The organism is Aeromonas sp. 1805, from assembly GCF_013085525.1.
GTDB lineage: Bacteria > Pseudomonadota > Gammaproteobacteria > Enterobacterales > Aeromonadaceae > Aeromonas > Aeromonas hydrophila.
In genome coordinates this window covers 1964259-1985882 of record NZ_CP038515.1, presented here as the reverse complement: position 1 = coordinate 1985882, position 21624 = coordinate 1964259, and the positions used below count along the sequence as shown (strand labels likewise).

Below are 21624 nucleotides of genomic sequence, written 5' to 3'. Positions count from 1 at the left end.
TTGCCCGCACCTCGGGTAACAAAGGGTAACCGGCCGCCGATGGGGGTCACAGTTGCCGGCCTGGCGGCTGGATGAGGATCGCCTGCGGCTGCTAGGGTGCGCCCTCAACCCAAGCGGCAAGAGGCAGCATGCGCATCTCCAGCATCGAATGCGGACGGGTGGTGGCCATCATGGCGGTGATGGCCATTCACCTCTCCCCCTTCAGCAACCCCTTCGATCCCACCCTGTGGGACGGCACCCTCTACTTCTGGCTCGGGGGCATCATCAACCAGCTCTGCCGCTTCGCAGTGCCGCTGTTCTTCCTCTGCGCCGGCTACTTTCTGCAACCCGCTCTCGCCGCAGGCCGCCCCCTGACGGTGGCGCTGCGCTACTGCCGCCCGCTGCTGGGACTCTGGCTGGCGTGGAGCCTGCTCTACGTGCTGATCCCCTTCAACCCGCTCGCGGCGGTGAGCGAGGGCTACCTGCCGGCCATGGCGAGCCAGTGGCAGATGCAGCTGGGGGATCCGCTCAACGCCTGGTGGGTAGGCGGCATGATCCACCTCTGGTTCCTGCCCGCCCTGATGCTGGCGGTGCTGATCCTGGCGCTCTGCCAACAGGCCCGCCTGCCCCGGCTGGCCCTGCTGCTGGGCGTCCTGCTCTACGGGCTGGCCCTGCTCGGCGGCTCCTATGGCCCGCCGCTGCTGGGGGGCGAGTGGGCCCTGCTGACCCGCAACGGCCCCTTCTTCTCGCTGCTGTTCGTGGCCCTTGGCGCCGAGCTGCGCCTGCGCGCCTGGCAGCCGGATGCCAGGCACTGCGCCCTGCTGATGGTGGCAGGGATGGGGCTCTACGCCCTGGAGGCCGCAGGGCTGCTGCACTTTGCCGCCGTGCCCCTCAACCGCCACGACTTCCTGCTCGGCTCCCTGCCCTGGGCGCTGGGGCTGTTCGGCCTGCTGCTGGCCAACCCGGGCTGGGGCCGAGGCAGCTGGCTCGAACACCAGGCCCCCAAGGTGCTGGGCCTCTACTGTCTGCACATGATGCTGGTGGTGTGGCTGATGATCTTCGGCCCGCAGGGCAAGCAGGCGTGGTGGGAGCTGCTGAAGGTGCCGGCGCTGTTGGCGCTCTCCCTGCTCGGCTACCGGTTGCTGGCGCTGGGGGCGGCCAGTCGCTGGCTGCTGCGGGCCCGCTGAAGGGAACAGGGGATGGGAGGGAGGCCGATCCCTCCCCACTCAAGCCTGAATGGAGGGTTCAATTTTTATTCATCGCAGATAGATAAACTCCGGGACTCCTTAAACGCGACACCCAGGAGTCACGACCGTATGAAGTTGCTCACCAAGATGCTGTTCACCAAGCAATCCGGCCTTGTCCTCGTTCTGCTCGCCGCCAGCGGCTCCCTCAGCGCCGCCCAGATCGCCAACAACAACATCACCGAAGCCGAGATCAAGGCCGCGCAGGATGCCTGGGGCAAGGCCCTGATCCAGATCAGCGACGACTACCGCAGCGGCGGCATCGACAAGGCCAGCGCCACCGCTACCGCCGTGCTCGACGGCGCCTACGGCTACCACCATGGCCCCGTGCTGTTCAAACCGACCCTGGCCGGCGGCGAACAGACCTTCCGCATCAATCAGGAAGGGGCGCTGGCCTACTTCGTCGGCAACAATCAGGCCTATCCCGCCGACACCGGCTTCGCCCTCAAGAACTGGCAGAGTTACAACTACGACAACGCCGCCGTCTACATCAACGGCGACATGGCCCTCACCATGGGCAAGGTGCACCTGACCGACCGGGACAACAAGCAGACCACGGTCGACAAGACCTGGGGCTTCAAGAAGGGGGACGACGGCAAGGTGCGCATCGTGCTGCACCACTCATCCCTCCCCTACGCCGGCTAACGGCAACAGGCGACCTGCGGGTCGCCTGTTTTGTTATGGGGGTAGCAGTTTGGCCACTCACCGGGTGACGACCGGGCCTGTGCTGTTACCATGCCTCCCTTGTGATGATTCCAGACGAGACACCCATGCAGATCCGCCCCTTCACCCCGGCCGACACCGAGGCCGTCCTCGCCATCTGGCTGGAGGCCTCCCTGCAGGCCCACTACTTCATCGAGCCCGCCTACTGGCACGCCAACCTGGCGCCGATGCGGGAGATCTATCTGCCCGCCGCCGACAGCCAGCTGCTCTGCTTGGGTGAACAGGTGCTGGGCTTCTACTCCCTGCACCAGGGCTCCCTGGCCGCCCTCTTCGTGGCCCCCGCGCGGCAGGGGCAAGGGCTGGGCAAGGCCCTGCTCGAGCACGCCAAACAGCAGTTGCCAACCCTGCGGCTGCAGGTCTATCAGCAGAACCGGGCCGCGTGCGACTTCTATCGCGCGCAAGGGTTTCAGGTGGCGGCAGAGGGCGTGGATCCTCACACCGGCTGCGCCGAGTGGGTGATGGTCTGGCCGGCGCGGGATTAACTGGGCTCGCCTAGATGGGGCTCGTCGCGGGCCGCCCCCGCTTCACTCTGCGCCAGCAGATCGCCGTGGCTCAGCGCGAAGTCGTGCATCTGCTGAAGCAGGGGGAGCAGGGCGATACCGAGCGGGCTCAGGCTGTACTCCACCCGGGGCGGCACGTCGGGGTAGAGGGTGCGGATGATGACGCCGTCGCTCTCCAGCTCCTTGAGCTGGGCGGTGAGCACCTTCTGGCTCACCTCGGGCAGGCTGCGGCGCAGGTCGCCAAAGCGCAGGGTCTGCACGCGCAGATGAAACAGGATGGCCGGTTTCCATTTGCCGGCCAGCAGGCGCAGCACCCGGTAGGCGGGACAGGGCAGTGAGGACAAGGGAAGGCTCGCAAGTGGTTACTTTGCGGTAACTATGCCACGAAAATGTGCCTTCTTGCAGCCAAGATGCCGGCTTCCTATGATGCGGGCTTAGTCATTCAACGCCCACGAGAGGTTCACCATGCCCAGCCTGCTGCAGATCCATTTCAACTTCCCCGCCGAGCTGATGGGGCCGGCCCTCACCGCCGCGGCCATGCCGCTGGCCGAGTCCATCACCAAGGAGCCCGGCTTCATCTCCAAGATCTGGACCGAGAACCCACGCACCGGCGAGGCGGGCGGCATCTATCTGTTCGAGGATGAGGCGAGCGCCCTCGCCTACGCCACCATGCACGAGCAACGGGTGCTCGCCATGGGCGCCAGCGCGGTGCAGTTCAAGCTGTTCGACGTCAACGAACCGCTCAGCCGCCTCACCCGTGGTCTGGTGTGATCCCCTCAAGCGACAAGCGGTAGCAACTATCCTGCTGCCAGACAAAGCCCAGCCGCCGAAACAACCGCTGGCTGGGCAGATTGTCCGGCTCGATATCCGCCACTAGGGTGGCGATGCCGAGCTGGCGGGCATAGGCGATCAGGGCCGTCAGCGCCTCTGCCATCCATCCCTCTCCCCAGTGGCTGCGAGCCAGCATGCAGCCCACCTCTGCCTGGCGCAGACCGGCATCCCCCGCAAAGCTGTGCAGGCCGCAGGTGCCGATCAGGCGGCCGCTGTCGCGCGCCACCAGCCCCCACTCCAGCGATTCGCCGGCGGCCAGCAACCGCGCGACGCTCGCCAGCATCTGCGCCACGGTGGCGAGGGAGGGAAACGGCGGCTCGCCGACGAAACGCATGACCTCGGAGTCCCCGTAGATGGCGAACAGATCGGCACTGTCCCCGGCATCCAATGCCCGCAGCAGCAGCCGCGGGGTCGACAGCGAGGGCAGTGTACGAGGCAGGGGTGGCAAGGCGCCGCAGTGCAAGGGGCTCAAAACCGCAGGGTCAGGCCGATATTGGCCTGCCACTGGGTCACCAGCTCGCCGCGCACCTTGAACACGCACTGGTCCGGGTTGCACAGAAACTGGCTGTTGTCGTTGACCAGCGAGCCATAACCGCGCACCTCGGCCCGCAGTGCCAGATGCTCGGTCAGGCGCGGCTGCACCCCGAGCGCCAGCGACATGGAGGGGGCGACGTCGCTGTCGTAGGCGGCAAAGCGGGTCGCCCCGATACCGGCGCCGATATAGGGGGCCATCAGGTTGTCCGACAGGGTGAGCGCCCCGGCAAAGTGGAGGGTGTCCACCGTCAACCGATCCGGCTGATCGGGGGAGAGGCGGGTGGACTGGTGGCTGTAGAGCAGCTCTATCATGCCGGGGTCATCCACCTCCTTGCTGATGAACAGGCCCCAACTGCCGGAGCGCTCCCCCTGCAAGGACTCCAGCCGGGTGGCGACGGGCGTCGGTTTGGGGTCGTCATTGGCCTCGAAGTCGATGGCCGAGCTGTAGCCGAAGAACGGCGTCACCTGCCAGCCGAGGGCGGCCTCCCCCTCGGCGCTCCAGGCCTGCCCCAGCGGCAACAACAGTCCCATCATCATGATCCCTGCTCGTTTCATCACGGCTCCTCCGTGCGCTGCATCAGTGCCCGTCAAGCATATCAGAGCCCACTGGCCCCCATCCTAAACCCGACCTGTATCAAGCGATTTTCAGCGGGGCGATCACACTCTGTCGCCACCACCGGCAGCCTGCCGGCAAACGGCACATCCGCGCCTGCGGTTATTCATCCCGGATTAACCTGTGCCACGTATGCTGGCGCGCAATCGGCTCATGGTGAGCCGGTTCAACTCACCAGAAGGACATCAGGGAATGGTTGCCGCGCAACTCAACGACCCCCAGAACAAGCTCTCCGATACCCTGCGGGCCACCGCCCACGCCATCGAGGAGAGCCATATCAGCCTGCGCCAGATGCTGGCCCTGGTCGGCGAACAGGGCATGCTGCTGTTTTGCGTGCTGCTCACCGTGCCCTTCCTGCTGCCGGTCTCCATCCCAGGCGTCAGCACCCCGTTTGGCCTGTTGATCCTGTTCATCGGCATCGGCATCACCCTCAACCGGGTGCCCTGGCTGCCCGCCATCCTGATGGAGCGCCGCTTCGCCGCCGAGCAGCTCAAGCCGACCCTGCACAAGGGGGCGGATCTGCTGGCCCGCATCGATCGCTTCATCCGCCCGCGCCTGCTGCTGTTGACCGGCAGCAGTACCATCAACCGCTGCAACGGCCTGCTGATCATGCTGGCGGCCCTGCTGCTGATGCTGCCGCTCGGGGCCATCCCCTTCACCAACGCCATGCCGGCCTGGGCCATTCTGCTGCTGGCCATCGGCATGCTGCAGCGCGACGGCCTGTTCGTTGCCAGCGGCTACCTGCTGGTGAGCGCAACCCTGGTCTGGTTCAGCGCCCTGGCCATCGGCCTGCTGATGGCCGGCCAGAGCGTCTCCACCCTGCTCGGCTAACGGCAACACCAAGAAAAAGGGCGACCCATGGGTCGCCCTTTTTGACTTGTGCGGGATCCGCCGTCACAGCAGATCGTAGATAAGGGCCGAGATGGCCAGCAGCCCGATCACCAGCACGAAGAGGGTACTCGCCCCGCGATAACGCTTGAGGGCGGGCAGACGATAGATGGAACAGGCCGGCAGCAGGAACAGGATCACCGCGATGAGCGGCCCGCTCACCTTCTCGATGATCTCCAGCACGTTCGGGTTCAAGTAGGTAATCACCCCGGTCACCACGAACAGGATGACCGACGAGACCCGTGCGATGGTCGCTTCACGCAGCGACAGCCCCAGCCCCTGACAGGCACCGTTCACCATGCTCACCGTCCCCTCGCTCACCCCCATGGAGGTGCCGAGGAAGGATTTGGACATGGCCAGAATGGCGATGAGCGGCCCCACGTAGGCGATCAGCGGATTGGAGAACTTGTTCGCCAGCGCCGACAGCACCGAAATATTGTCGATGCGGGCCTGCGCCATCTCGGCCTGACTCAGGCTCATCACGCAGCTCACCACGAAGAACAGCACGCTGCCGCAAATCAGCAGGCTGCTGCACTTGATAATGCGCTTGGCGCGCTGGTCGGCGCTCGCCTGACAGCGCTTCTTCTGCGCCGCACTGAAGGAGGAGATGATGGGCGCGTGGCTGAACGAGAACACCATCACCGGCACGATCAGCCAGAGGGATTTCCAGAATGCCGGATCGCGCCAGTCCACCCCCTGACTCTCGCTGAAGTAGGAGAGGCTCCACTGGGGCAGCAGATAGATGGAGAGGCCGATGAGGAAGGCAACCATGGGCAGGGCCAGCACGCTGATGGCCGACACCACGATCTGCTTGCCTGCCAGCAGCACCAGGTGCAGCCCCAGCATCACCCCCAGCACCAGCAAGCCGCGCGGGATCTCGGCATTGCCCAGCTGATGCACCACAAAGCTCTGGATCGCGTTGGTGATGGAGATGCTGTAGACCAGAATGATGGGGTAGAAGGCCATCAGGTAGACCAGCATCAGCAGCTTGCCCGCCCGCGCACCGAAGTGCTCTTCCACCACGTGGGTAATATCCCCTTCCCGATGGGAGCTGGATAATACGAAACGACTCAACGCCCGATGGGAATAATAAGAAAGCGGAAATGCCATCAATAATATAAATAGCAAAATAACCGGCGAATTACTGCCAACGGTAATTGGGAGAAACAGTGTACCGGCACCGACCGCAGTGGCATATAAGCCCATGGTCCATACCGAATCACTTTTCTCCCATTTCAACTTTGATGCGGGATTACTCTTTTCAGCAATAGCAACACTCATTGCGATATACACCTTATTAATCTGTCATCTTTTATTTTATTGGCCCGTGTAATTAGGCTGGTGATATGCAGCGGCATATCGACCGGATCGTAGAAAAAACAAGCCCGCCTGCGATCAACATGATCACCAAGAGGAAACGGGGATGCCACGCTACCATCGTTGAAATCGCCATAAAGGTCAAGGTTAATAATTCATGACTGTTTGAATCGGATTGTTTCAAAAGGAAATAAGATGTGTCATTTCGGCCTCAAGATAATCAATTCAGCTCCGTCTGATAACATAACGACAAAACCTCGGTGAGTTGTTCAACAGCTTGAATAAGACCAGAGAGTGCCCTGTTAATATTAACAGCATCAGTTCGTCAATATCAGCAAAATATATGCTTGCTCGCATGACTCATTGATAGCCGGTTCATTCTGGATATGCCAAAGACAATCAAGCGATGGCCTGCCATTACTCAGCCATTTCGACGGCGGGCCACCGGGCAGTGAGCGACCCGGTTGCGGCCGGCCCGTTTGGCCCGATAGAGCCACTCGTCGGCGCGGGCCAGCGCCTGGTTGATCTCCTCCCCCGGCTGCACCAGGGTGGTGCCCAGGCTGACAGTAAAGGCGACCGGATCCGCCGGCAGGGCCGCCACGGCCGCCCGGATCCGCTCCGCCAACACCAGCAGATCCGGCTCGCTCAGGCCGGGCAGCAGGATCAGGAACTCCTCGCCGCCGCTGCGCACAAACAGATCGTCCGCCCTCAACTGGTCTGCCACGCAGTTGCAGAAGCGCTGCAGCGCCCGGTCACCCTGCTGATGGCCGAAGCGATCGTTGATCTGCTTGAAATGGTCGATGTCCAGCATCACCAGGCCGCAGCACGCGCTGCCGAGCCGTTGTTGCTGGCAATGCTCGAAAAAGAAGCGCCGGTTGTAGAGGCCGGTCAACTGATCGGTCTCGCTCTGCTGCTTGAGCCGCTGCTGCAGCTCGTATTGGCGGGTAATGCTGCGGGTCACCCAGGCCACCGCCCGCTTGCCGTCGTAGCGGGAGGGCAGCGGCGCAATCTTGCCCTCGAAGCGCTGCGGGCCCTGCGGTCCAACCCCGGCATTGATGCCATCGACTTCAACCGCAGCCAGTTCATACTCCACCACCTGCACCTGGCCCGAATCCAGCGCCAGAGCAATTTGCTCCATCACCCATTGCGCCATGATCTCGGGCAGCACATCGGCCAGCCGCTTGCCCGCCAGCGGGTTGCCATCCTGGTAGGATTGCTGCTCCATCCCGCCGATGTATTCGATGTAGTAGCCATCCTCGCTCAGGATGAAGACGGGATCGGGCAGCTGGGCCATCACTTCATATAGTTGTTTGACCGAGAGAGCCATGCCATTTCCTTTAAATCTGATTACCAACAGCCAAGATCAGACTGCCGCCTGCTCTGGTTATCGTACCGCGACAGGCTCCGTGCGGGTATTTAATTCAATCATCAGTAAGCATTTATCAAATAACTCAGTCACCTAAGCTGTCTTTACACGCCAAACCATGCCTTGTACCGGCGAAATTCTCTACGGCTCACACCCCGATGCAGGTGCTGCTCACCGATATTCATCCTACCTCACAGACAGTCGCTGCGCCCGTTGTCTGCGACGCTCGCATCCATTAGGCTGACCTTCCTGAGTCTGCCACTGACGGCCGGCTCACCGACCATCAGCCCCCGGCCAGACAGGCGCCGGCCCCCGGAAAAGGATCGTCCAGATGAAGAGAGCCATAGTGAAAGCCCGCTTCGATGCCATCAGCATCGAGGGAGAACAGCTGACCGTGAAGATTGCCATCCGCGCCCCCGAGCCGGACCCCAAGTCCGCCGGCGGTGACTGGCGCTGCAAGGTGAAGCTGGACGGCCTTGGCAACAAGACCTTCATCTATGGCGTCGATGCCCTGCAGGCCCTCAGCCTCGCCCTCAAGTTCGTGGAGAGCGAGCTGCGTGCCTTCACCGATGCGGGCTGGCACTTCTACCTGCCCGGCAGTCCCGATCACCCGGTCGACATGGCCGCCTGCTACTTCCCGCAGTTGTGATGCCGGGTTGCCCGCCCGGCAGGCTGATAACCATTGAGGTCGGGCAACCACTTGACCGCATTGAGTCTTAACGGTTATGGATAGAGGCCCTTTACCCGGCTCTGGAGAGACCATGCACCTGACCCCACCACAACCCCCTGCCGAGCAGGATGTCGACGCACTGCGCATCGGCCTGTCGGGCTACAACATCGGCAAGGCCGGCACCCACCTGCGCGAGCACATCGCCAGTTTTATCAAGGATGAAGCGGGCAAGGTGCATGGCGGCATCACCGCCGACCTCAAGTGGGGTTGGCTGCACGTGGACTGGCTCTGGATTGACGAGCGCATCCGCCAGGATGGCTGGGGCGGCCGCCTGCTCGCCACCATGGAGCAGTACGCCCGAAGCAAGGGCATCAACAACTTTCATCTGGAAACCACCAGCTTCCAGGCGCTGCCCTTCTATCAGAAGCAGGGTTACCAGGTCTTTGGCGAGCTGCCGGACATGCCGCCTGGGCATACCACCTATTTTCTGAAGAAGATGGAATAGGCCAGAGCACCTCGGCATAGGTCTGCGCACAATATATTTTAAAATAACTGAATACGCCGCATAAAAATTGCGGCGTTACTATATGCCAATTTATTAATGGCAGTCGTGATTAAAACGAATATTGACACAACACCCTACAATGAATTTCATTGTATGCAACCACCTAATGGCCTCCCCTTATCAAGCCCCATATGGGCACATGACATCTGTATTGCCCGTTTTAAAATAACATTTTTAAAACAAAGAGGATTTATCTATGAAAAATTACCTGTTAATACTTGCCATAACTTTTAGCAATATTATTTATGCCAACGAATGTGACCAATTGCTAGTCAACGGCAGTTTTGAAAACTCACCAGCCAGACCTTCCATTTGGGAAACCTTGCCCGGGAATGACGAGATCAGTCTCCCTGGGTGGAAAACCTTGGGTGAGGGCGTTGAGTGGTCTTCTCATGTATCCGCGTCGGGTGGCAGCAAGATCTACACCCCAGATGGCGATTATGTGATTGATCTAAATAACTATTATTCAAAAACCGGGGGCGGCATCGAACAGTCATTTCCAACCAAGATTGGCGCCAAGTATCTAGTTACATTTTATGCTGGCACCCAAAAAAACTATAACCGGGATGGGACAGCCAAACTGAACGTCATGATCGGTGATGAGCACTATATTTATAACTTGAAGACAGAACGCAGCGATGCCATTGACTGGACTTATTTCTCATTCTCTTTTGTCGCAAGCCAAGCAAGTACAACCATAAAATTCACCACAGATACCAACTCACTGGAACACTTTACCGTCCTTGATGATGTCAATGTTGTTCCACTCAACAAACCTCGCGCCATTCTCGTCAACTAATATGCCTTGGCATTCACATAGCCGAGTAATCAAGTTTCCTTAAGACAGGGAAGCCAGGAGCAATCATGCAAGTTTGCTCCTGCAACCCTTTCTAGCTATCAGTGGCTGGCGGAGCGACTGCCGCTCCAGAGCAGCTCACCGCTGCGCAGCTCCATCAGGGTCATCGACAGCCGATAGCGGCTGCCCTCGGCCACCAGATCCCCGTACAGCATGTAGCCGGCGCCGGTCTGGCGGCCGAGCCGCACCAGGGAGGCCGGATTCATCCTGCCCTGCTGATACTCAAGCTGACCGGTGATGGCCGCCACCTGACCCGGGTCGACAAAGCGAAAACCGCTCTTGCTCTGGATGCGCTTGCTCATGGCCGCCGCCATGGCGCGGGTGTCCACCGGCTCGCCGGTGCCGTTCTGGGGCGGAGTGAGCAGCAGCACCGGCTGGCCGGTTTGCGCCAGCTCGCGCACCTCGGGGGCCTGCACAAAGGCATCGGCCATGGCCAGCGCCAGCCCGGTCGGCGCCACCGGTTTGGGCAGCGGCGCCCCGGCATCCGGCTTGGTCACCGGCTTGTCCGGCTGACTTACTGGCTGGTCCGGTTCACTGACAGGAGCCTGAGTGCCACCGTAGGGATTGACCGCACAACCGCCCAGCAGCAGGGCACCCACCATCAACAAGGAACGCAGCTTCATCTTTTCTCTCCGCCAGAAGTCCGTAAACGGGCATCAACCACCACCCGCATGGCGGAGCCCCTGCCCCGCATCCTCCTTATGCTAGAGACAAACCCCGGCGGGGTCGATGCGCTCACCACCACCGGGCGACAGAGACTGGCGAAGCGGAGGGCACAAAAGGGTGGCCAGGCTCCACCCGATTCCGTTAGGGTAGCCTGAGACCCGATTCCAGAGGTGTTCCCCATGCACGGACCCGATCCCGCCAATCCCCACCCCATGAACGGCTTCCCCCAGGTGTGCTTTATCAAGAACACCATCAAGGGGGCCAATATCGAGGTGGGTGGCTACACCTATTACGACGACCCGGAGGATTCGGCGGGCTTCGAGCGCAACGTCCTCTACCACTTCCCCTTCGTCGGCGACAAGCTGATCATCGGCAAGTTCTGCGCCATCGCCCGCGGGGTGAAGTTCATCATGAACGGCGCCAATCACCAGACCTCCGGTTTCTCCACCTACCCCTTCTTTATCTTCGGCAACGGCTGGGAGAGCGCAGCCCCCGCCCCGGGCAGCATGCCCTACAAGGGCGATACCGTCATCGGCCACGATGTCTGGATTGGCTATGATGCCCTGCTTATGCCGGGGGTAAAGGTCGGCAACGGCGCCATTATCGCCGCCCGCTCCGTGGTTACCGGTGACGTGCCTGCCTATGCCGTGGTCGGCGGCAACCCCGCCAAGGTGATCCGCTACCGCTTCGACGATGACACCATCGCCCGTCTCAACGCCATCGCCTGGTGGGACTGGCCGGTGGAGCAGATCAGCCGCAACCTGCCGCTTATCAGCGGCGGTGAGATAGCCGCGCTGGAAGCGGCAATCCCCTAGAGACAACCACCATCAAGCAGGAAGCACTATGCAACTAACCCCACCCCAACCGCCTCAGGATGATGAGATCGAAGCGCTGCGCATTGGTCTCTCGGGCTTCAACAAGGATCGCGCCAGCACCCATCTGCGCGAGCGGATCGCCAGCTTTATCAAGGATGAAGAGGGCAAGGTACACGGCGGCATCATTGCCGACATCAAGTGGGGCTGGCTGCACGTCGACTGGCTCTGGATCGACGAAAGCATCCGCCGCGATGGCTGCGGCGGCCGCCTGCTCGGCGCCATGGAGCAGTACGCCCAAAGCAAGGGCATCACCAACTACCATCTGGAAACCACCAGTTTTCAGGCCCTCCCCTTCTACCAGAAACAGGGTTACGAAGTCTTTGGCCAGCAGCCCGATATGCCGCCGGGGCATATCAGTTACTTCCTGAAAAAGCAGGATAAGTGATGCTATTCCAGCGTCTTGCCAACGCTCAACTCGTGATCCGCCCGTTCGAACCGGCCGATACCGATGAGTTTGTCCGCGCGGCCCACGAATCGATCGAGACGGTCGGCCAATGGATGAGCTGGTGCTCCCGTTCATTTACCCGGGTGAGCGCGCTGGAGTGGTTTACCAGCTGCGAGCAGGATTGTGCGGCGGGACGCGCCTTTGACATGGGCATCTTCTGCGCCACCACCGGCCAACTGCTGGGTGGCGCAGGTGTTAACCAGCTGTCGCCCCATCATCGCTACGGCAATATCGGCTATTGGGTACGCCAATCCTCAAACTCCCTACAAAGTAAACATTGCAATAACTCACACTTTCCCACATAAAGGATTCATTACACCAAGAATAAATATTAACATTGTTCAAGAACATTAATAACGCACTATTCAGCCTGACACGTGGAATTATATGAACATCCCAGAGCAATCTTCAGAAATAAATGAACTAATTAAAAAGTCTGAGCAAGGTGATGCAGAGGCACAGTTTAGTCTTGGATGGAGATACAGCATTGGTAAAGGAGTTCAACAGAATTATGAAGAGGCTGCCAAGTGGTATCTAAAGGCCGCAGAGCAGGACCATATGTATGCTCAAAATAATCTCGGCGTAGCTTATAATATTGGTCAGGGGGTTCCCCAAAATTACGATGAGGCGACTAGATGGTATCGGAAGTCGGCTGAACAAGGAAACGCAGTTGCACAGGGTAACCTTGGCCGAGCATATGAAGATGGTAAGGGAGTTCAACAAAACTACGATGAAGCGCTCTACTGGTATCGTAAAGGGGCGGAGCAAGACGATCCTGATTCCCTATTTTATCTTGGCCTGATGTACTCTAATGGCCTTGGCGTTCCCACAAGCAAAGAAGAAGCTGCCATTTGGTATCGTAAGGCAGCTGATAAGGGTCATCATGGTGCACAGAATAACCTTGGTGTGATTTACCAATATGGCCCAACTGGAATTAAAAATTATAAAGAGGCTGCAACTTGGTATCGCAAGGCAGCAAAACAAGGAAATGCTATCGCGCAGTGCAACCTTGCCTTGATGTACCAGAATGGTCGCGGCGTAATAAAAAGCTTCAAGGAAGCCATAAAATGGTTTAACAAAGCTGCAGAAAAAAATAATGCAAGAGCACTATATAACCTCGGCCTAATATATTTAAATGATAGTTATAAGGGCAAAAACAAAGCCAAGGCCATTGAGTTATTCAAAAGAATATGTAACGACCCTGAATATGGTTCAAAGTCTATCGAGCAAATAGATAAAATTGAAAGAGAGACAATATCTTCAGAAATCACAGAAATACGACGACAGCTTTTGTCAAAGTTAATTGCTGATACTAACAAGCAACCGACCATGACCCATTACACTTCTTTATCCGTGGGAAATCGATTGTTAAAGGAGAAAAGTCCATTACGACTAGGACATCTTAATGCAGTTAATGACCCCAATGAAGGGAAATTACTTTGGCGAGCCATAGGTCATGAACCTATAGAAGCAAACCCTGTTTTTGTTGGTTGTTTTCTACCCGATAGCGACAGTCTTAATATGTGGCGCTTTTATAGCAAAAACCATCTAAATGATGATGCTTGCGGTTGTGCCATAACCTTCAATATTAACGATTTCTTTGATTATAGGCTGCTTAATAAAACAACAGAAAAAGCAGATCACAACAAATATACTTCATATAATAATGAAGATAGTGGTTCAGATGAAAGCGCCGCATTCTATCGTGTTATTTACATTGACAAGAATGGCTATCCTGTAAATGATGTAAAATGCGAACTGTATAACATTATTGACAAGTTGACACGTGCTGCAAAGGCATTTATAGGTGATTCACCAACAAATGAAAAATATCAATCCTTGGCGAAGCTTCTAGGCCCAATACCCTATTTAATTAAAGATTCAGATTATAAGGATGAACAAGAACACCGAATTATAATTACACATCTTAGCTATGGTGCAGAGGAGATAAAGGCTATCGATCCTGACCTAGAACATAACATCCCACCAAAACTATACCTTGAACTATACAGGGATAATCATTTAAAACCAATTAATTATGTAACCCTAGGCCCCAAAGCCCCTTATAAAGAGATGATGGCCCCTTATTGGCATCATCAATTAGCAATAAAATATAGCCAAGAGTTAAATGAACGCCCAGATGACCGCGAAAAGTTCCATATAAGGGCATCTAGATGTGCTTATAAGTAATCACCAATGGAATATATCAGTAGCTGTATAGTTCGGGGTTTTTGATGGAGTCCTCTTATATAGACCTAGTGATCACATGACACCGGCCTCAACCGCCCCCCTCTTATTCGCTGAGACGAACCCGCTTGTCCAGGCCGCGAGACAGGATGTCGAGCGAGCGGCGCCGGGCCATGGGCCAAATCGGAAAAGGGTGAGCGCAGCTCGACCCGATTTGGCGCGAGAACAGGGATGTTCGAAGCGGACTTTGGCCGAAGCCATGGATGGCGAAGGCCAAAGGCCCGTCGCCGCGTGCCGTCGGACAAGTGGGTGAGCCTAAGGAACCCGACGAAGTCGGGCGAATAAGCGGGGGTGGCCGCTCGACTGGTGACTTTTCTTTGGCCTCGCATCCTGCTCGGCGAAGCCGTGCCATCGACTATCCCCTCGGACGATTACGCCTGACGGCTAATCGACCCTACGATTGCACGGCGCAGCCGTGCCTGCTCGCCACAGGCACGGAGTCTGGCCGGACGCCCAGATACGACAGGCAAAGGGGGCGTGGCCGCCCCTATCGGCCCAAGAAGGGTTCCCAGTCCTTGAACACCGGCTGCAACCCCGCCTGCCGCACGGCGGCGGCCACTTCCCCCACCGGGCGATCGTCATGGATGGCGAACTGCTCCAGCTCCTCTTTATCCCCCTCGGCATAGCCACCCGGCTGGGTGCGCGATTCGGCCGACATCTGGGTAATGCCAAGGCGCACCGCACCGTTGCGAAACGTAGCGGACTCGCGAGTGGAGAGGGACAAGTCCAGCGTGGGCGAGAAAAGTCGCCAGGCGCAGATAAGCTGGGCCAGTTGGCGATCCGACATGACTACGGCAGGCTCCAGCCCACCGGTGCAGGGACGCAGACGCGGGAAGGAGAGCGAGTAGCGGCTCTGCCAGTGGTGACGCTCAAGCCAGCTCAGATGCTCGGCGACAAAGTAGCTGTCGGCGCGCCAGTCCGAGGAGAGACCGATCAGCGCCCCCAAGCCGATTTTGTCGATACCGGCGCGGCCCAGCCGATCCGGCGTGGCAAGGCGCCATGCGATATCCCGCTTGTTGCCGCGCAGGTGGTGGCGGGCGTAGGTGGGGGCGTGGTAGGTCTCCTGATAGACCATGACGGCGTCGAGGCCGAGGGTCTTCAGCTCGGCATATTCGGCTTGCGAGAGGGGCTGTACCTCCATCCCCACCGTGCTGAAGTGGCGGCGGATGATGGGCATCACCTCACGAAAATAGGCGAGCCCCACCTTGTGCTCGTGCTCGCCGGTCACCAGCAGCACGCTGTCGAAACCGCGTGCCTTGATGGCCAGACACTCGCGCTCAATCTCTTCGCTATTCAAGGTCTTGCGCTTGAGGCGGTTGCTCATGGAGAAGCCGCAGTAGGTGCAGTCGTTGGCGCACAGGTTCGACAGATAGAGCGGCACATAGAAGCCGATGGTGTTGCCAAAGCGCTGGCGGGTGAGCCGCTCGGCCTCGGCTGCCATCTGCGGCAGGCACGCTTCGGCGGCAGGGGAAATCAGCGCCATAAAATCGGCCAGGGTACGGCGGGGTGCACTCAGCGCCCGAGCCACATCGGCGGCGGTCTTGGCGCGGATCTGCATGCCGATATCGTCCCACTCCAGCTCCTGCCAATGGTCGAGAAAGGAAGGCTCCTTAGCCCTCACCCCCAGCCCCTCTCCCAGAGGGAGAGGGGGGCTATCACTCGGGCGTGCGTGGAGTTGTGCAACAGGCTCGGAGCGACCCATAGCACCAGCATCATGGCTCATAACGCCCCCAGAAAATCGGTGAGCGGGCTGGAGGCTTGCGCCTGCAGGGCGCGGGCGCCGAGACCTGCCTCATAGGCACTGCGCCCGGCGGTGCAGGCCAGTGCAAAGGCGCGGCCCATGGCGACCGGATCGCCGCTCACCGCGATGGCAGTGTTGACCAGCACGGCATCGGCGCCCAGTTCAAAGGCGGCGGCGGCGTGGCTTGGCGCACCTATGCCCGCATCCACCACCACAGGCACATTGGCCTGCTCGACGATGATGGAGAGAAACTCCCGGGTCACCAGCCCCTGATTGGAACCGATGGGGGCGCCGAGCGGCATCACGGCGGCGCAGCCCACCTCTTCCAGCCGCTTGCAGAGCACCGGGTCGGCGCCGCAGTAGGGCAGTACCACAAAGCCCTCTTTCACCAGCTGCTCGGCGGCTTTCAGCGTCTCGATGGGGTCGGGCAGCAGATAGCGCGGGTCGGGGTGGATCTCCAGCTTGAGCCAGTTGGTCCCCAGCGCCTCGCGGGCGAGGTGGGCGGCAAATACCGCCTCGGCGGCGGTCTTGGCGCCGGAGGTGTTGGGCAGCAGCTTGACCCCGAGTTGCAGCAAGGGGCTGAGGATATCGTCGTGGGCCTTGCCGGGTTCGAGCCGCTTGATGGCCATGGTGACCAGCTGGGAGCCGCTCGCCGCTATGGCGGCGGCCATCAGATCCGGGCGGGCAAACTTGCCGGTGCCGGTAAAGAGGAGCGAAGAGAAGGTGTGATCGGCAATTTTGAGCATGTCAGCCTCCGGCCACTGCGATAAGAAGAGATGAGGCTCCGCCGCAAGGCAGAGCACGCGAAAATGGGACTGCGAGCATCATGGGTCAGCCTCCCGCTATGGCGGTAAAGAGGTGAAGTTCGTCCCCGTCATTGAGACGGGTATCGGTCCAGCGGACACGGGGCAGCACGGCGCCGTTAAGGGCCACCGCCACGCCCTGGGGGTTGACCCCTTGCGCCGCTAGCAGGTCGGCCACGCTCTGCCCTGTCGCCAACGGCTGGGCTTTATCATTGAGTCGGATGGTCAAGGTCATGGGGTGATCTCCTTGCGCTGCCCGCAAACCGGGCAATCGGGGTCGGGAGCCAGAGTAAGGGTCTGCCACTGATGGGTTAGCGCATCGAAGCGGCGCAATGTGCCGGCCACCGGGCTCGTCATCCCGAGCAGCAGCTTCAGTGCCTCCAGCGCCTGCAAAGAGCCCATCACCCCGACCAGCGGGCCGGTGACGCCGCTGGTCTCGCAGCTCTGGCTCACCTTGGTATCCAGCGGATAGAGGCAGGCGTAGCAGGCGTGATCCGCACTTGTACGCGCCATCAGCTGCCCCTGCCAACCCACCGCGGCGGCACAGATCCAGGGCTTGCCCTGAGCCACGCAGGCGGCGTTGATAGCCTGGCGGGTGGCGAGGTTGTCGCAGCAGTCGATCACCAGATCCACCTCGGCCACAAACTCCGGCAGGCTGGCGGTATCGAGCCGCTGGTTGATGGCAATCAGCTCCACCAGCGGGTTGTGGGCAGCCAAGCGCTCGCGGGCCAGCTCCGCCTTGGAGTGGTTGACTGCCTCGGAGTCAAACAGGATCTGGCGCGGCAGATTGCTGGAATCGACCGTATCGCCATCGGCCAGCCACAAGGTGCCCACCCCGGCGCCAGCCAGATAGAGGGCCAGCGGCGAGCCGAGCCCGCCCAAGCCCACGATCAGCACAGACTTATCTTTCAACCGTGCCTGCCCTTCCTCACCCACTTCCGCCAGCATCAGCTGGCGGCCGTATCTGAGGTATTCCGCATCAGAGAGCATGTTCAGCCTCCCGTATAATGGTGGCCGAACGCGGCTCATCCCCCGTCCCCACGGCCGCGAGCAACCGCTCGGTCGCCCCCTGCCAGTCGTCACTGGCGGTGATGGCCGAGACCAGCGCGATACTGCCGACCCCGCTCGCCTTGACTGCCGCCACCCGCTCCTCGCTGATGCCGCCGATGGCCACCGTCGGCCAGTCGCACATCAGGGCGCGGTAGCGTTGCAGCCGCACCAGCCCCTGCGGGCGCGAAGGCATCGCCTTGGTGTTGGTCGGGAAGATATGGCCGAGCGCGATATAGGAAGGGGCCAGCTCGCGCGCCCGCATCAGCTCGAAGTAGCCGTGGGTGGAGATGCCAAGGCGCAGCCCCGCCGCCTGAATGGCGGCGAGATCGGCGGTCTCCATATCCTCCTGCCCCAGATGCACGCCCCAGGCACCCGCCTCGATGGCCTGCTGCCAGTAGTCGTTGATAAAGAGTCGCGCCCCATGACGGCGACCGAGCGCTACCGCATCGCGAATGGCCGGTGCCACCTGAGCGGCGGGCAGATTCTTGATCCGCAGCTGGATGGTCTTGACCCCCTGCCCCAGCAGGCGGCGCAGCCACTTGACCGAATCGACCACCGGATAGAGCCCGAGGTTGTGTTCGGTCGGCGCGAAGGGGCCATCCGGCAGGCGGGCACTGCTTGTCTCATACAATCCGAAGCGGCGATCGAGTGTTGAGCCCGCCAGCACGGCGCGGGGGAAGTGGGCAAGATCGGCTGGCCAGCCGAGATGGGCAATGGGGCCGGGGCCTGCCCCCACCCCCTGCGCCGCCGCCAACCCCTGTTGCAGGTAGGCACGAGCGAGGGTGATGGCGTCTTCCACCGGATAATCCTGCGCCACCACTGCGGCAATGGCGCTGGCGTAACAGCAGCCGGTGCCATGGCCATGGCGGGTATCGAGGCGCGGCGCCGCCAGCCAGAATTCGCGGGTCTCGTCCTGGTAGTAGTCGAGACAGAGCTCACCGCTCCACTCCAGATGCCCCCCCTTCACCAGCACGGCGCGGGCGCCGAGTTCACGCAGGCGGCGGGTGGCAAGGCGCACCAGCTCGGGACTGCTGACCGGCAAGCCGGTCAGGGCTTCCAGTTCGGGACCGTTGGGGGTGATGAGCGACAGACGTGGCAACAGCTGCTCGCGCACCGCCGCCAGCATATTGGGCTCCGCCATCGGGGTGCCGGTGCTGGCGATGGCCACCGGGTCGTAGACCACGAAGGGAGCCTCGATGGCTGCCAGTCGGCGGGCCAGCACCTCCACATGGAGCCGGGTCGGCAGCAGGCCGATCTTGATGGCAGCGGGCGGCAGATCGACGCCGAGGGCGTCGATCTGGGCGGTGAAGGTCTGCATCAGCACGGGGTCGACCATCTTCACCGCCACCGAGTTCTGGGCTGTGATGGCGGAGATAACCGAACAGCCGTGCACACCGAGATCGTGCATCGTGTGCAGGTCGGCCTGAATGCCGGCACCGCCGCCGGAGTCGGAACCCGCTATCGTCCAGACCACAGGTCGCGAGTCGGTAACGGGCGGCAGGTCGGCGGGGCTGACAGCCCCGCTTGCGCTGCTCACGCCTCCTCCCCTGCGGCCTGTTTCAGCGCCGCCGCCTGATGGTAGAGCTCGCCACCGGTCTCCTTGAAGGTTTCCGCCATCCGGGCCATGCCGCTCTCCACCTGAGCCACCACCTGCTCCTGCTGGCCATCCATGCCGACCAGCTGGATCTCCACGGCCTCCAGCTTTGCGGCATAGTCACGCACATCCTGGGTGATCTTCATGGAGCAGAACTTGGGCCCGCACATGGAGCAGAAGTGGGCCACCTTGCCGGACTCCTGCGGCAGGGTCTCGTCGTGGTAGGCACGGGCGGTGTCGGGATCCAGCGCCAGATTGAACTGATCCTCCCAGCGGAACTCGAAGCGCGCCTTGGACATGGCGTTGTCGCGGATCTGGGCGCCCGGATGCCCCTTGGCCAGATCGGCGGCGTGAGCGGCGATCTTGTAGGTAATCAGCCCCTGCTTCACGTCTTCCTTGTTGGGCAGGCCCAGATGCTCCTTGGGCGTCACGTAGCAGAGCATGGCGCAGCCGTACCAGCCGATCATGGCGGCACCGATGCCGGAGGTGAAGTGATCGTAACCCGGCGCGATGTCGGTGGTGAGCGGGCCCAGGGTGTAGAACGGCGCCTCGTGGCAGTGCTCCAGCTGCTCGGTCATGTTGCGCTCGATCATGTGCATCGGCACGTGACCCGGCCCCTCGATCATCACCTGCACGTCGTACTCCCACGCGATCTTGGTCAGCTCGCCCAGAGTGCGCAGCTCGGCGAACTGGGCCTCGTCGTTGGCGTCGTAGACGGAACCCGGACGCAGACCATCGCCCAGCGACAACGCCACATCATAGGCGGCGCAGATCTCGCAGATTTCGCGAAAGTGCTGGTAAAGGAAGTTCTCCTTGTGATGGGACAGGCACCACTTGGCCATGATGCTGCCGCCGCGCGAGACGATGCCGGTGAGGCGTTTGGCGGTCATCGGCACGAAGCGCAGCAGGACGCCGGCGTGGATGGTGAAGTAGTCCACCCCCTGCTCGGCCTGCTCCAGCAAGGTGTCACGGAACAGCTCCCAGGTGAGGTCTTCGGCGATGCCGTTGGTCTTCTCCAGCGCCTGATAGATGGGCACGGTACCGATGGGCACCGGGCTGTTGCGCAGGATCCACTCGCGGGTCTCGTGGATGTAACGGCCGGTGGAGAGATCCATGACGGTGTCGGCGCCCCAGCGGGTCGACCAGACCAGCTTCTCCACTTCCTCCTCGATGCTGGAGGTGACCGCCGAGTTGCCGATGTTGGCGTTGATCTTCACCAGGAAGTTGCGGCCGATGATCATCGGCTCCGCTTCCGGGTGGTTGATGTTGCTGGGGATGATGGCGCGACCGGCGGCCACCTCATCGCGCACGAATTCGGGAGTGATGCTCTGGGGCAGGCGGGCACCGAAATCGCGGCCCGTATGCTGGGTGCGCAACAGCTCGGAGCGCACCCGCTCGCGCCCCATGTTCTCGCGAATGGCGATGAATTCCATCTCGGGAGTAACGATGCCGGCACGGGCGTAGTGGAGCTGGGTCACCCGGCAACCCGGCTTGGCGCAACGCGGCTTGGGCAGATGCTCGAAGCGCAGGTGATCCAGCCCCTCGTCGGCCAGACGCTCCTGAGTGAAGGTGGAGCTGAGCCCCGGCAGGGCGTCGGTGTCATCCCGCTCCAGCACCCAGTTTTCCCGCAGGCGCGGCAGGCCCCGGCGCACGTCGATGGCGACCCCCTCCTCCCCGTAACGGCCCGAGGTGTCGTAGACCGGCACCGGCTCGTTGGGCTCGAACCGGGGGTCTTCTTTGGTGCCGCCGACGAAGGTATCGGCCAGCTGGATCTCCCGCAGCGGGACACGAATATCGGCGCGGGAGCCTTCGATAAAGATGCGGCGGGAGTTGGGATGAGCCATCCCCTTGAGGCTGTCGATAAAGGCCTGGGCGCTGGAGCGCTGCTCGCGGCGGCTGGATTTGGTGGTATCAGAAACATTGGTAGACATAGCAAAACTCACATTAACTGGTTGAAGTTATGGGTGTTTGCTTGTCTGGAGTTCGAGGAGAAGATGAACTTGCGGCGGGGTGTGCTCGGGGGAGTGAGTCGGGCATGGAGTCTTCCCGGCTCTGCCATCCCGGTGTTTCCCTAGTCTGGAAACCCGGCGCCCTATGGACAACCGGACGGGACAGCC

The 21624-nt window shown here is 60.7% G+C and carries 23 protein-coding genes and 1 pseudogene; 12 read left to right on the top strand and 12 right to left on the bottom strand.

The annotated features are described in order from the left end of the window. The first annotated feature begins 128 nt into the window (after positions 1 to 128). The 3 genes from E5E96_RS09475 to E5E96_RS09465 all read left to right on the top strand — a co-directional run bounded on the left by E5E96_RS09475 (position 129) and on the right by E5E96_RS09465 (position 2428). On the top strand, positions 129 to 1166 hold the full coding sequence (locus E5E96_RS09475; protein ID WP_171282013.1) for an acyltransferase: 1038 nt from the start codon (positions 129 to 131) through the stop codon (positions 1164 to 1166). A 129-nt stretch (positions 1167 to 1295) separates the two neighbouring features. Further along, positions 1296 to 1868 carry a hypothetical protein gene (locus tag E5E96_RS09470; RefSeq protein WP_171282012.1) on the top strand — a complete coding sequence of 191 codons (573 nt, stop codon included), beginning with the start codon at positions 1296 to 1298 and terminating at the stop codon, positions 1866 to 1868. 125 nt (positions 1869 to 1993) lie between these two features. After that, positions 1994 to 2428, top strand: coding sequence for an N-acetyltransferase (locus E5E96_RS09465; RefSeq protein WP_171282011.1), 435 nt, complete (start codon positions 1994 to 1996; stop codon positions 2426 to 2428). Here E5E96_RS09465 and E5E96_RS09460 read toward each other — a convergent pair. Then, entirely contained in the window at positions 2425 to 2790 is a 366-nt protein-coding gene (locus tag E5E96_RS09460) for a helix-turn-helix domain-containing protein (protein WP_171282010.1), read from the bottom strand. The two genes, E5E96_RS09465 and E5E96_RS09460, sit on opposite strands and share 4 nt — an antisense overlap. 121 nt (positions 2791 to 2911) lie before the next feature. On the opposite strand from E5E96_RS09460, the gene E5E96_RS09455 reads away from it, so the two are divergent. After that, positions 2912 to 3217 (top strand): monooxygenase, encoded by a 306-nt coding sequence (locus E5E96_RS09455; protein ID WP_085734317.1) that lies wholly within the window; start codon positions 2912 to 2914, stop codon positions 3215 to 3217. Here the strand turns inward: E5E96_RS09455 and E5E96_RS09450 are convergent. Together E5E96_RS09450 and E5E96_RS09445 are read right to left on the bottom strand one after the other, a co-directional pair. Then, entirely contained in the window at positions 3198 to 3740 is a 543-nt protein-coding gene (locus E5E96_RS09450) for a GNAT family N-acetyltransferase (RefSeq protein ID WP_171283218.1), read from the bottom strand. The genes E5E96_RS09455 and E5E96_RS09450 overlap by 20 nt on opposite strands. Positions 3741 to 3745: 5 nt before the next feature. Further along, a complete protein-coding gene (locus E5E96_RS09445) occupies positions 3746 to 4366 on the bottom strand; it encodes an outer membrane beta-barrel protein (protein WP_039212918.1) in 621 nt (206 codons plus the stop codon). Between the two features lie 250 nt (positions 4367 to 4616). Between E5E96_RS09445 and E5E96_RS09440 the strand changes: the two genes are divergently transcribed. Beyond that, on the top strand, positions 4617 to 5255 hold the full coding sequence (locus E5E96_RS09440; protein ID WP_016349228.1) for an exopolysaccharide biosynthesis protein: 639 nt from the start codon (positions 4617 to 4619) through the stop codon (positions 5253 to 5255). 63 nt (positions 5256 to 5318) lie between these two features. Here E5E96_RS09440 and E5E96_RS09435 read toward each other — a convergent pair whose 3' ends face one another. After that, positions 5319 to 6593, bottom strand: a complete 1275-nt coding sequence (locus E5E96_RS09435) for an amino acid permease (RefSeq protein WP_024945675.1) — start codon at positions 6591 to 6593, stop codon at positions 5319 to 5321. Positions 6594 to 7050: 457 nt separating this feature from the next. Continuing rightward, a complete protein-coding gene (locus E5E96_RS09430) occupies positions 7051 to 7956 on the bottom strand; it encodes a sensor domain-containing diguanylate cyclase (protein WP_171282009.1) in 906 nt (301 codons plus the stop codon). 370 nt (positions 7957 to 8326) lie between these two features. Between E5E96_RS09430 and E5E96_RS09425 the strand changes: the two genes are divergently transcribed. The 3 genes from E5E96_RS09425 to E5E96_RS09415 all read left to right on the top strand — a co-directional run bounded on the left by E5E96_RS09425 (position 8327) and on the right by E5E96_RS09415 (position 10029). Then, a complete protein-coding gene (locus E5E96_RS09425; protein WP_158198148.1) occupies positions 8327 to 8644 on the top strand; it encodes a hypothetical protein in 318 nt (105 codons plus the stop codon). A gap of 112 nt (positions 8645 to 8756) precedes the next feature. Then, positions 8757 to 9170: an N-acetyltransferase gene (locus tag E5E96_RS09420; RefSeq protein WP_171282008.1), complete on the top strand. Its 414-nt coding sequence runs from the start codon at positions 8757 to 8759 to the stop codon at positions 9168 to 9170. A gap of 256 nt (positions 9171 to 9426) precedes the next feature. Next, on the top strand, positions 9427 to 10029 hold the full coding sequence (locus E5E96_RS09415; RefSeq protein ID WP_171282007.1) for a DUF642 domain-containing protein: 603 nt from the start codon (positions 9427 to 9429) through the stop codon (positions 10027 to 10029). A 98-nt stretch (positions 10030 to 10127) separates the two neighbouring features. Here the strand turns inward: E5E96_RS09415 and E5E96_RS09410 are convergent, their stop codons facing one another. Continuing rightward, positions 10128 to 10709: a hypothetical protein gene (locus E5E96_RS09410; RefSeq protein WP_010635332.1), complete on the bottom strand. Its 582-nt coding sequence runs from the start codon at positions 10707 to 10709 to the stop codon at positions 10128 to 10130. Positions 10710 to 10931: 222 nt separating this feature from the next. Here E5E96_RS09410 and E5E96_RS09405 point away from each other — a divergent pair, with 222 nt between their 5' ends. The 4 genes and pseudogenes from E5E96_RS09405 (at position 10932) to E5E96_RS09390 (ending at position 14262) form a co-directional block, all read left to right on the top strand. Then, positions 10932 to 11567 carry a Vat family streptogramin A O-acetyltransferase gene (locus E5E96_RS09405; RefSeq protein WP_171282006.1) on the top strand — a complete coding sequence of 212 codons (636 nt, stop codon included), beginning with the start codon at positions 10932 to 10934 and terminating at the stop codon, positions 11565 to 11567. Between the two features lie 28 nt (positions 11568 to 11595). Then, positions 11596 to 12012: a GNAT family N-acetyltransferase gene (locus E5E96_RS09400; protein ID WP_171282005.1), complete on the top strand. Its 417-nt coding sequence runs from the start codon at positions 11596 to 11598 to the stop codon at positions 12010 to 12012. Then, a pseudogene (locus E5E96_RS09395) lies at positions 12012 to 12326 on the top strand (GNAT family N-acetyltransferase); the annotation flags it as partial. The gene E5E96_RS09400 and the pseudogene E5E96_RS09395, both read left to right, overlap by 1 nt. Before the next feature lie 133 nt (positions 12327 to 12459). Further along, positions 12460 to 14262 (top strand): tetratricopeptide repeat protein, encoded by a 1803-nt coding sequence (locus E5E96_RS09390; protein WP_171282004.1) that lies wholly within the window; start codon positions 12460 to 12462, stop codon positions 14260 to 14262. 544 nt (positions 14263 to 14806) lie between these two features. Here E5E96_RS09390 and thiH read toward each other — a convergent pair. The 6 genes from thiH to thiC form a co-directional block, all read right to left on the bottom strand. Continuing rightward, on the bottom strand, positions 14807 to 16021 hold the full coding sequence (gene thiH / locus E5E96_RS09385; RefSeq protein ID WP_171283217.1) for a 2-iminoacetate synthase ThiH: 1215 nt from the start codon (positions 16019 to 16021) through the stop codon (positions 14807 to 14809). A gap of 17 nt (positions 16022 to 16038) precedes the next feature. Continuing rightward, positions 16039 to 16806, bottom strand: coding sequence for a thiazole synthase (locus E5E96_RS09380; protein ID WP_171282003.1), 768 nt, complete (start codon positions 16804 to 16806; stop codon positions 16039 to 16041). Between the two features lie 85 nt (positions 16807 to 16891). Beyond that, a complete protein-coding gene (gene thiS, locus E5E96_RS09375) occupies positions 16892 to 17098 on the bottom strand; it encodes a sulfur carrier protein ThiS (RefSeq protein ID WP_171282002.1) in 207 nt (68 codons plus the stop codon). Beyond that, a complete protein-coding gene (locus E5E96_RS09370; RefSeq protein WP_171282001.1) occupies positions 17095 to 17853 on the bottom strand; it encodes a HesA/MoeB/ThiF family protein in 759 nt (252 codons plus the stop codon). The genes thiS and E5E96_RS09370 overlap by 4 nt, the downstream gene beginning before the upstream one ends. Beyond that, on the bottom strand, positions 17843 to 19450 hold the full coding sequence (gene thiE / locus E5E96_RS09365) for a thiamine phosphate synthase (protein ID WP_171282000.1): 1608 nt from the start codon (positions 19448 to 19450) through the stop codon (positions 17843 to 17845). The genes E5E96_RS09370 and thiE overlap by 11 nt, the downstream gene beginning before the upstream one ends. Further along, positions 19447 to 21438 (bottom strand): phosphomethylpyrimidine synthase ThiC, encoded by a 1992-nt coding sequence (thiC, locus tag E5E96_RS09360; RefSeq protein ID WP_301271280.1) that lies wholly within the window; start codon positions 21436 to 21438, stop codon positions 19447 to 19449. The genes thiE and thiC overlap by 4 nt, the downstream gene beginning before the upstream one ends. Between the last annotated feature and the right edge of the window lie 186 nt (positions 21439 to 21624).

Bases quoted from the DNA above. Each gene is read 5' to 3' on its own strand.
- thiH (WP_171283217.1), bottom strand. From the start codon at position 16,021: ATGGGTCGCTCCGAGCCTGTTGCACAACTCCACGCACGCCCGAGTGAT.
- E5E96_RS09465 (WP_171282011.1), top strand. From the start codon at position 1,994: ATGCAGATCCGCCCCTTCACCCCGGCCGACACCGAGGCCGTCCTCGCC.
- E5E96_RS09475 (WP_171282013.1), top strand. From the start codon at position 129: ATGCGCATCTCCAGCATCGAATGCGGACGGGTGGTGGCCATCATGGCG.
- E5E96_RS09425 (WP_158198148.1), top strand. From the start codon at position 8,327: ATGAAGAGAGCCATAGTGAAAGCCCGCTTCGATGCCATCAGCATCGAG.
- E5E96_RS09380 (WP_171282003.1), bottom strand. From the start codon at position 16,806: ATGCTCAAAATTGCCGATCACACCTTCTCTTCGCTCCTCTTTACCGGC.
- E5E96_RS09430 (WP_171282009.1), bottom strand. From the start codon at position 7,956: ATGGCTCTCTCGGTCAAACAACTATATGAAGTGATGGCCCAGCTGCCC.
- E5E96_RS09445 (WP_039212918.1), bottom strand. From the start codon at position 4,366: ATGAAACGAGCAGGGATCATGATGATGGGACTGTTGTTGCCGCTGGGG.
- E5E96_RS09410 (WP_010635332.1), bottom strand. From the start codon at position 10,709: ATGAAGCTGCGTTCCTTGTTGATGGTGGGTGCCCTGCTGCTGGGCGGT.
- E5E96_RS09470 (WP_171282012.1), top strand. From the start codon at position 1,296: ATGAAGTTGCTCACCAAGATGCTGTTCACCAAGCAATCCGGCCTTGTC.
- E5E96_RS09370 (WP_171282001.1), bottom strand. From the start codon at position 17,853: ATGCTCTCTGATGCGGAATACCTCAGATACGGCCGCCAGCTGATGCTG.
- E5E96_RS09455 (WP_085734317.1), top strand. From the start codon at position 2,912: ATGCCCAGCCTGCTGCAGATCCATTTCAACTTCCCCGCCGAGCTGATG.
- E5E96_RS09400 (WP_171282005.1), top strand. From the start codon at position 11,596: ATGCAACTAACCCCACCCCAACCGCCTCAGGATGATGAGATCGAAGCG.
- E5E96_RS09440 (WP_016349228.1), top strand. From the start codon at position 4,617: ATGGTTGCCGCGCAACTCAACGACCCCCAGAACAAGCTCTCCGATACC.
- E5E96_RS09390 (WP_171282004.1), top strand. From the start codon at position 12,460: ATGAACATCCCAGAGCAATCTTCAGAAATAAATGAACTAATTAAAAAG.
- thiC (WP_301271280.1), bottom strand. From the start codon at position 21,438: ATGTCTACCAATGTTTCTGATACCACCAAATCCAGCCGCCGCGAGCAG.
- E5E96_RS09405 (WP_171282006.1), top strand. From the start codon at position 10,932: ATGCACGGACCCGATCCCGCCAATCCCCACCCCATGAACGGCTTCCCC.
- E5E96_RS09415 (WP_171282007.1), top strand. From the start codon at position 9,427: ATGAAAAATTACCTGTTAATACTTGCCATAACTTTTAGCAATATTATT.
- E5E96_RS09420 (WP_171282008.1), top strand. From the start codon at position 8,757: ATGCACCTGACCCCACCACAACCCCCTGCCGAGCAGGATGTCGACGCA.
- thiS (WP_171282002.1), bottom strand. From the start codon at position 17,098: ATGACCTTGACCATCCGACTCAATGATAAAGCCCAGCCGTTGGCGACA.
- E5E96_RS09435 (WP_024945675.1), bottom strand. From the start codon at position 6,593: ATGAGTGTTGCTATTGCTGAAAAGAGTAATCCCGCATCAAAGTTGAAA.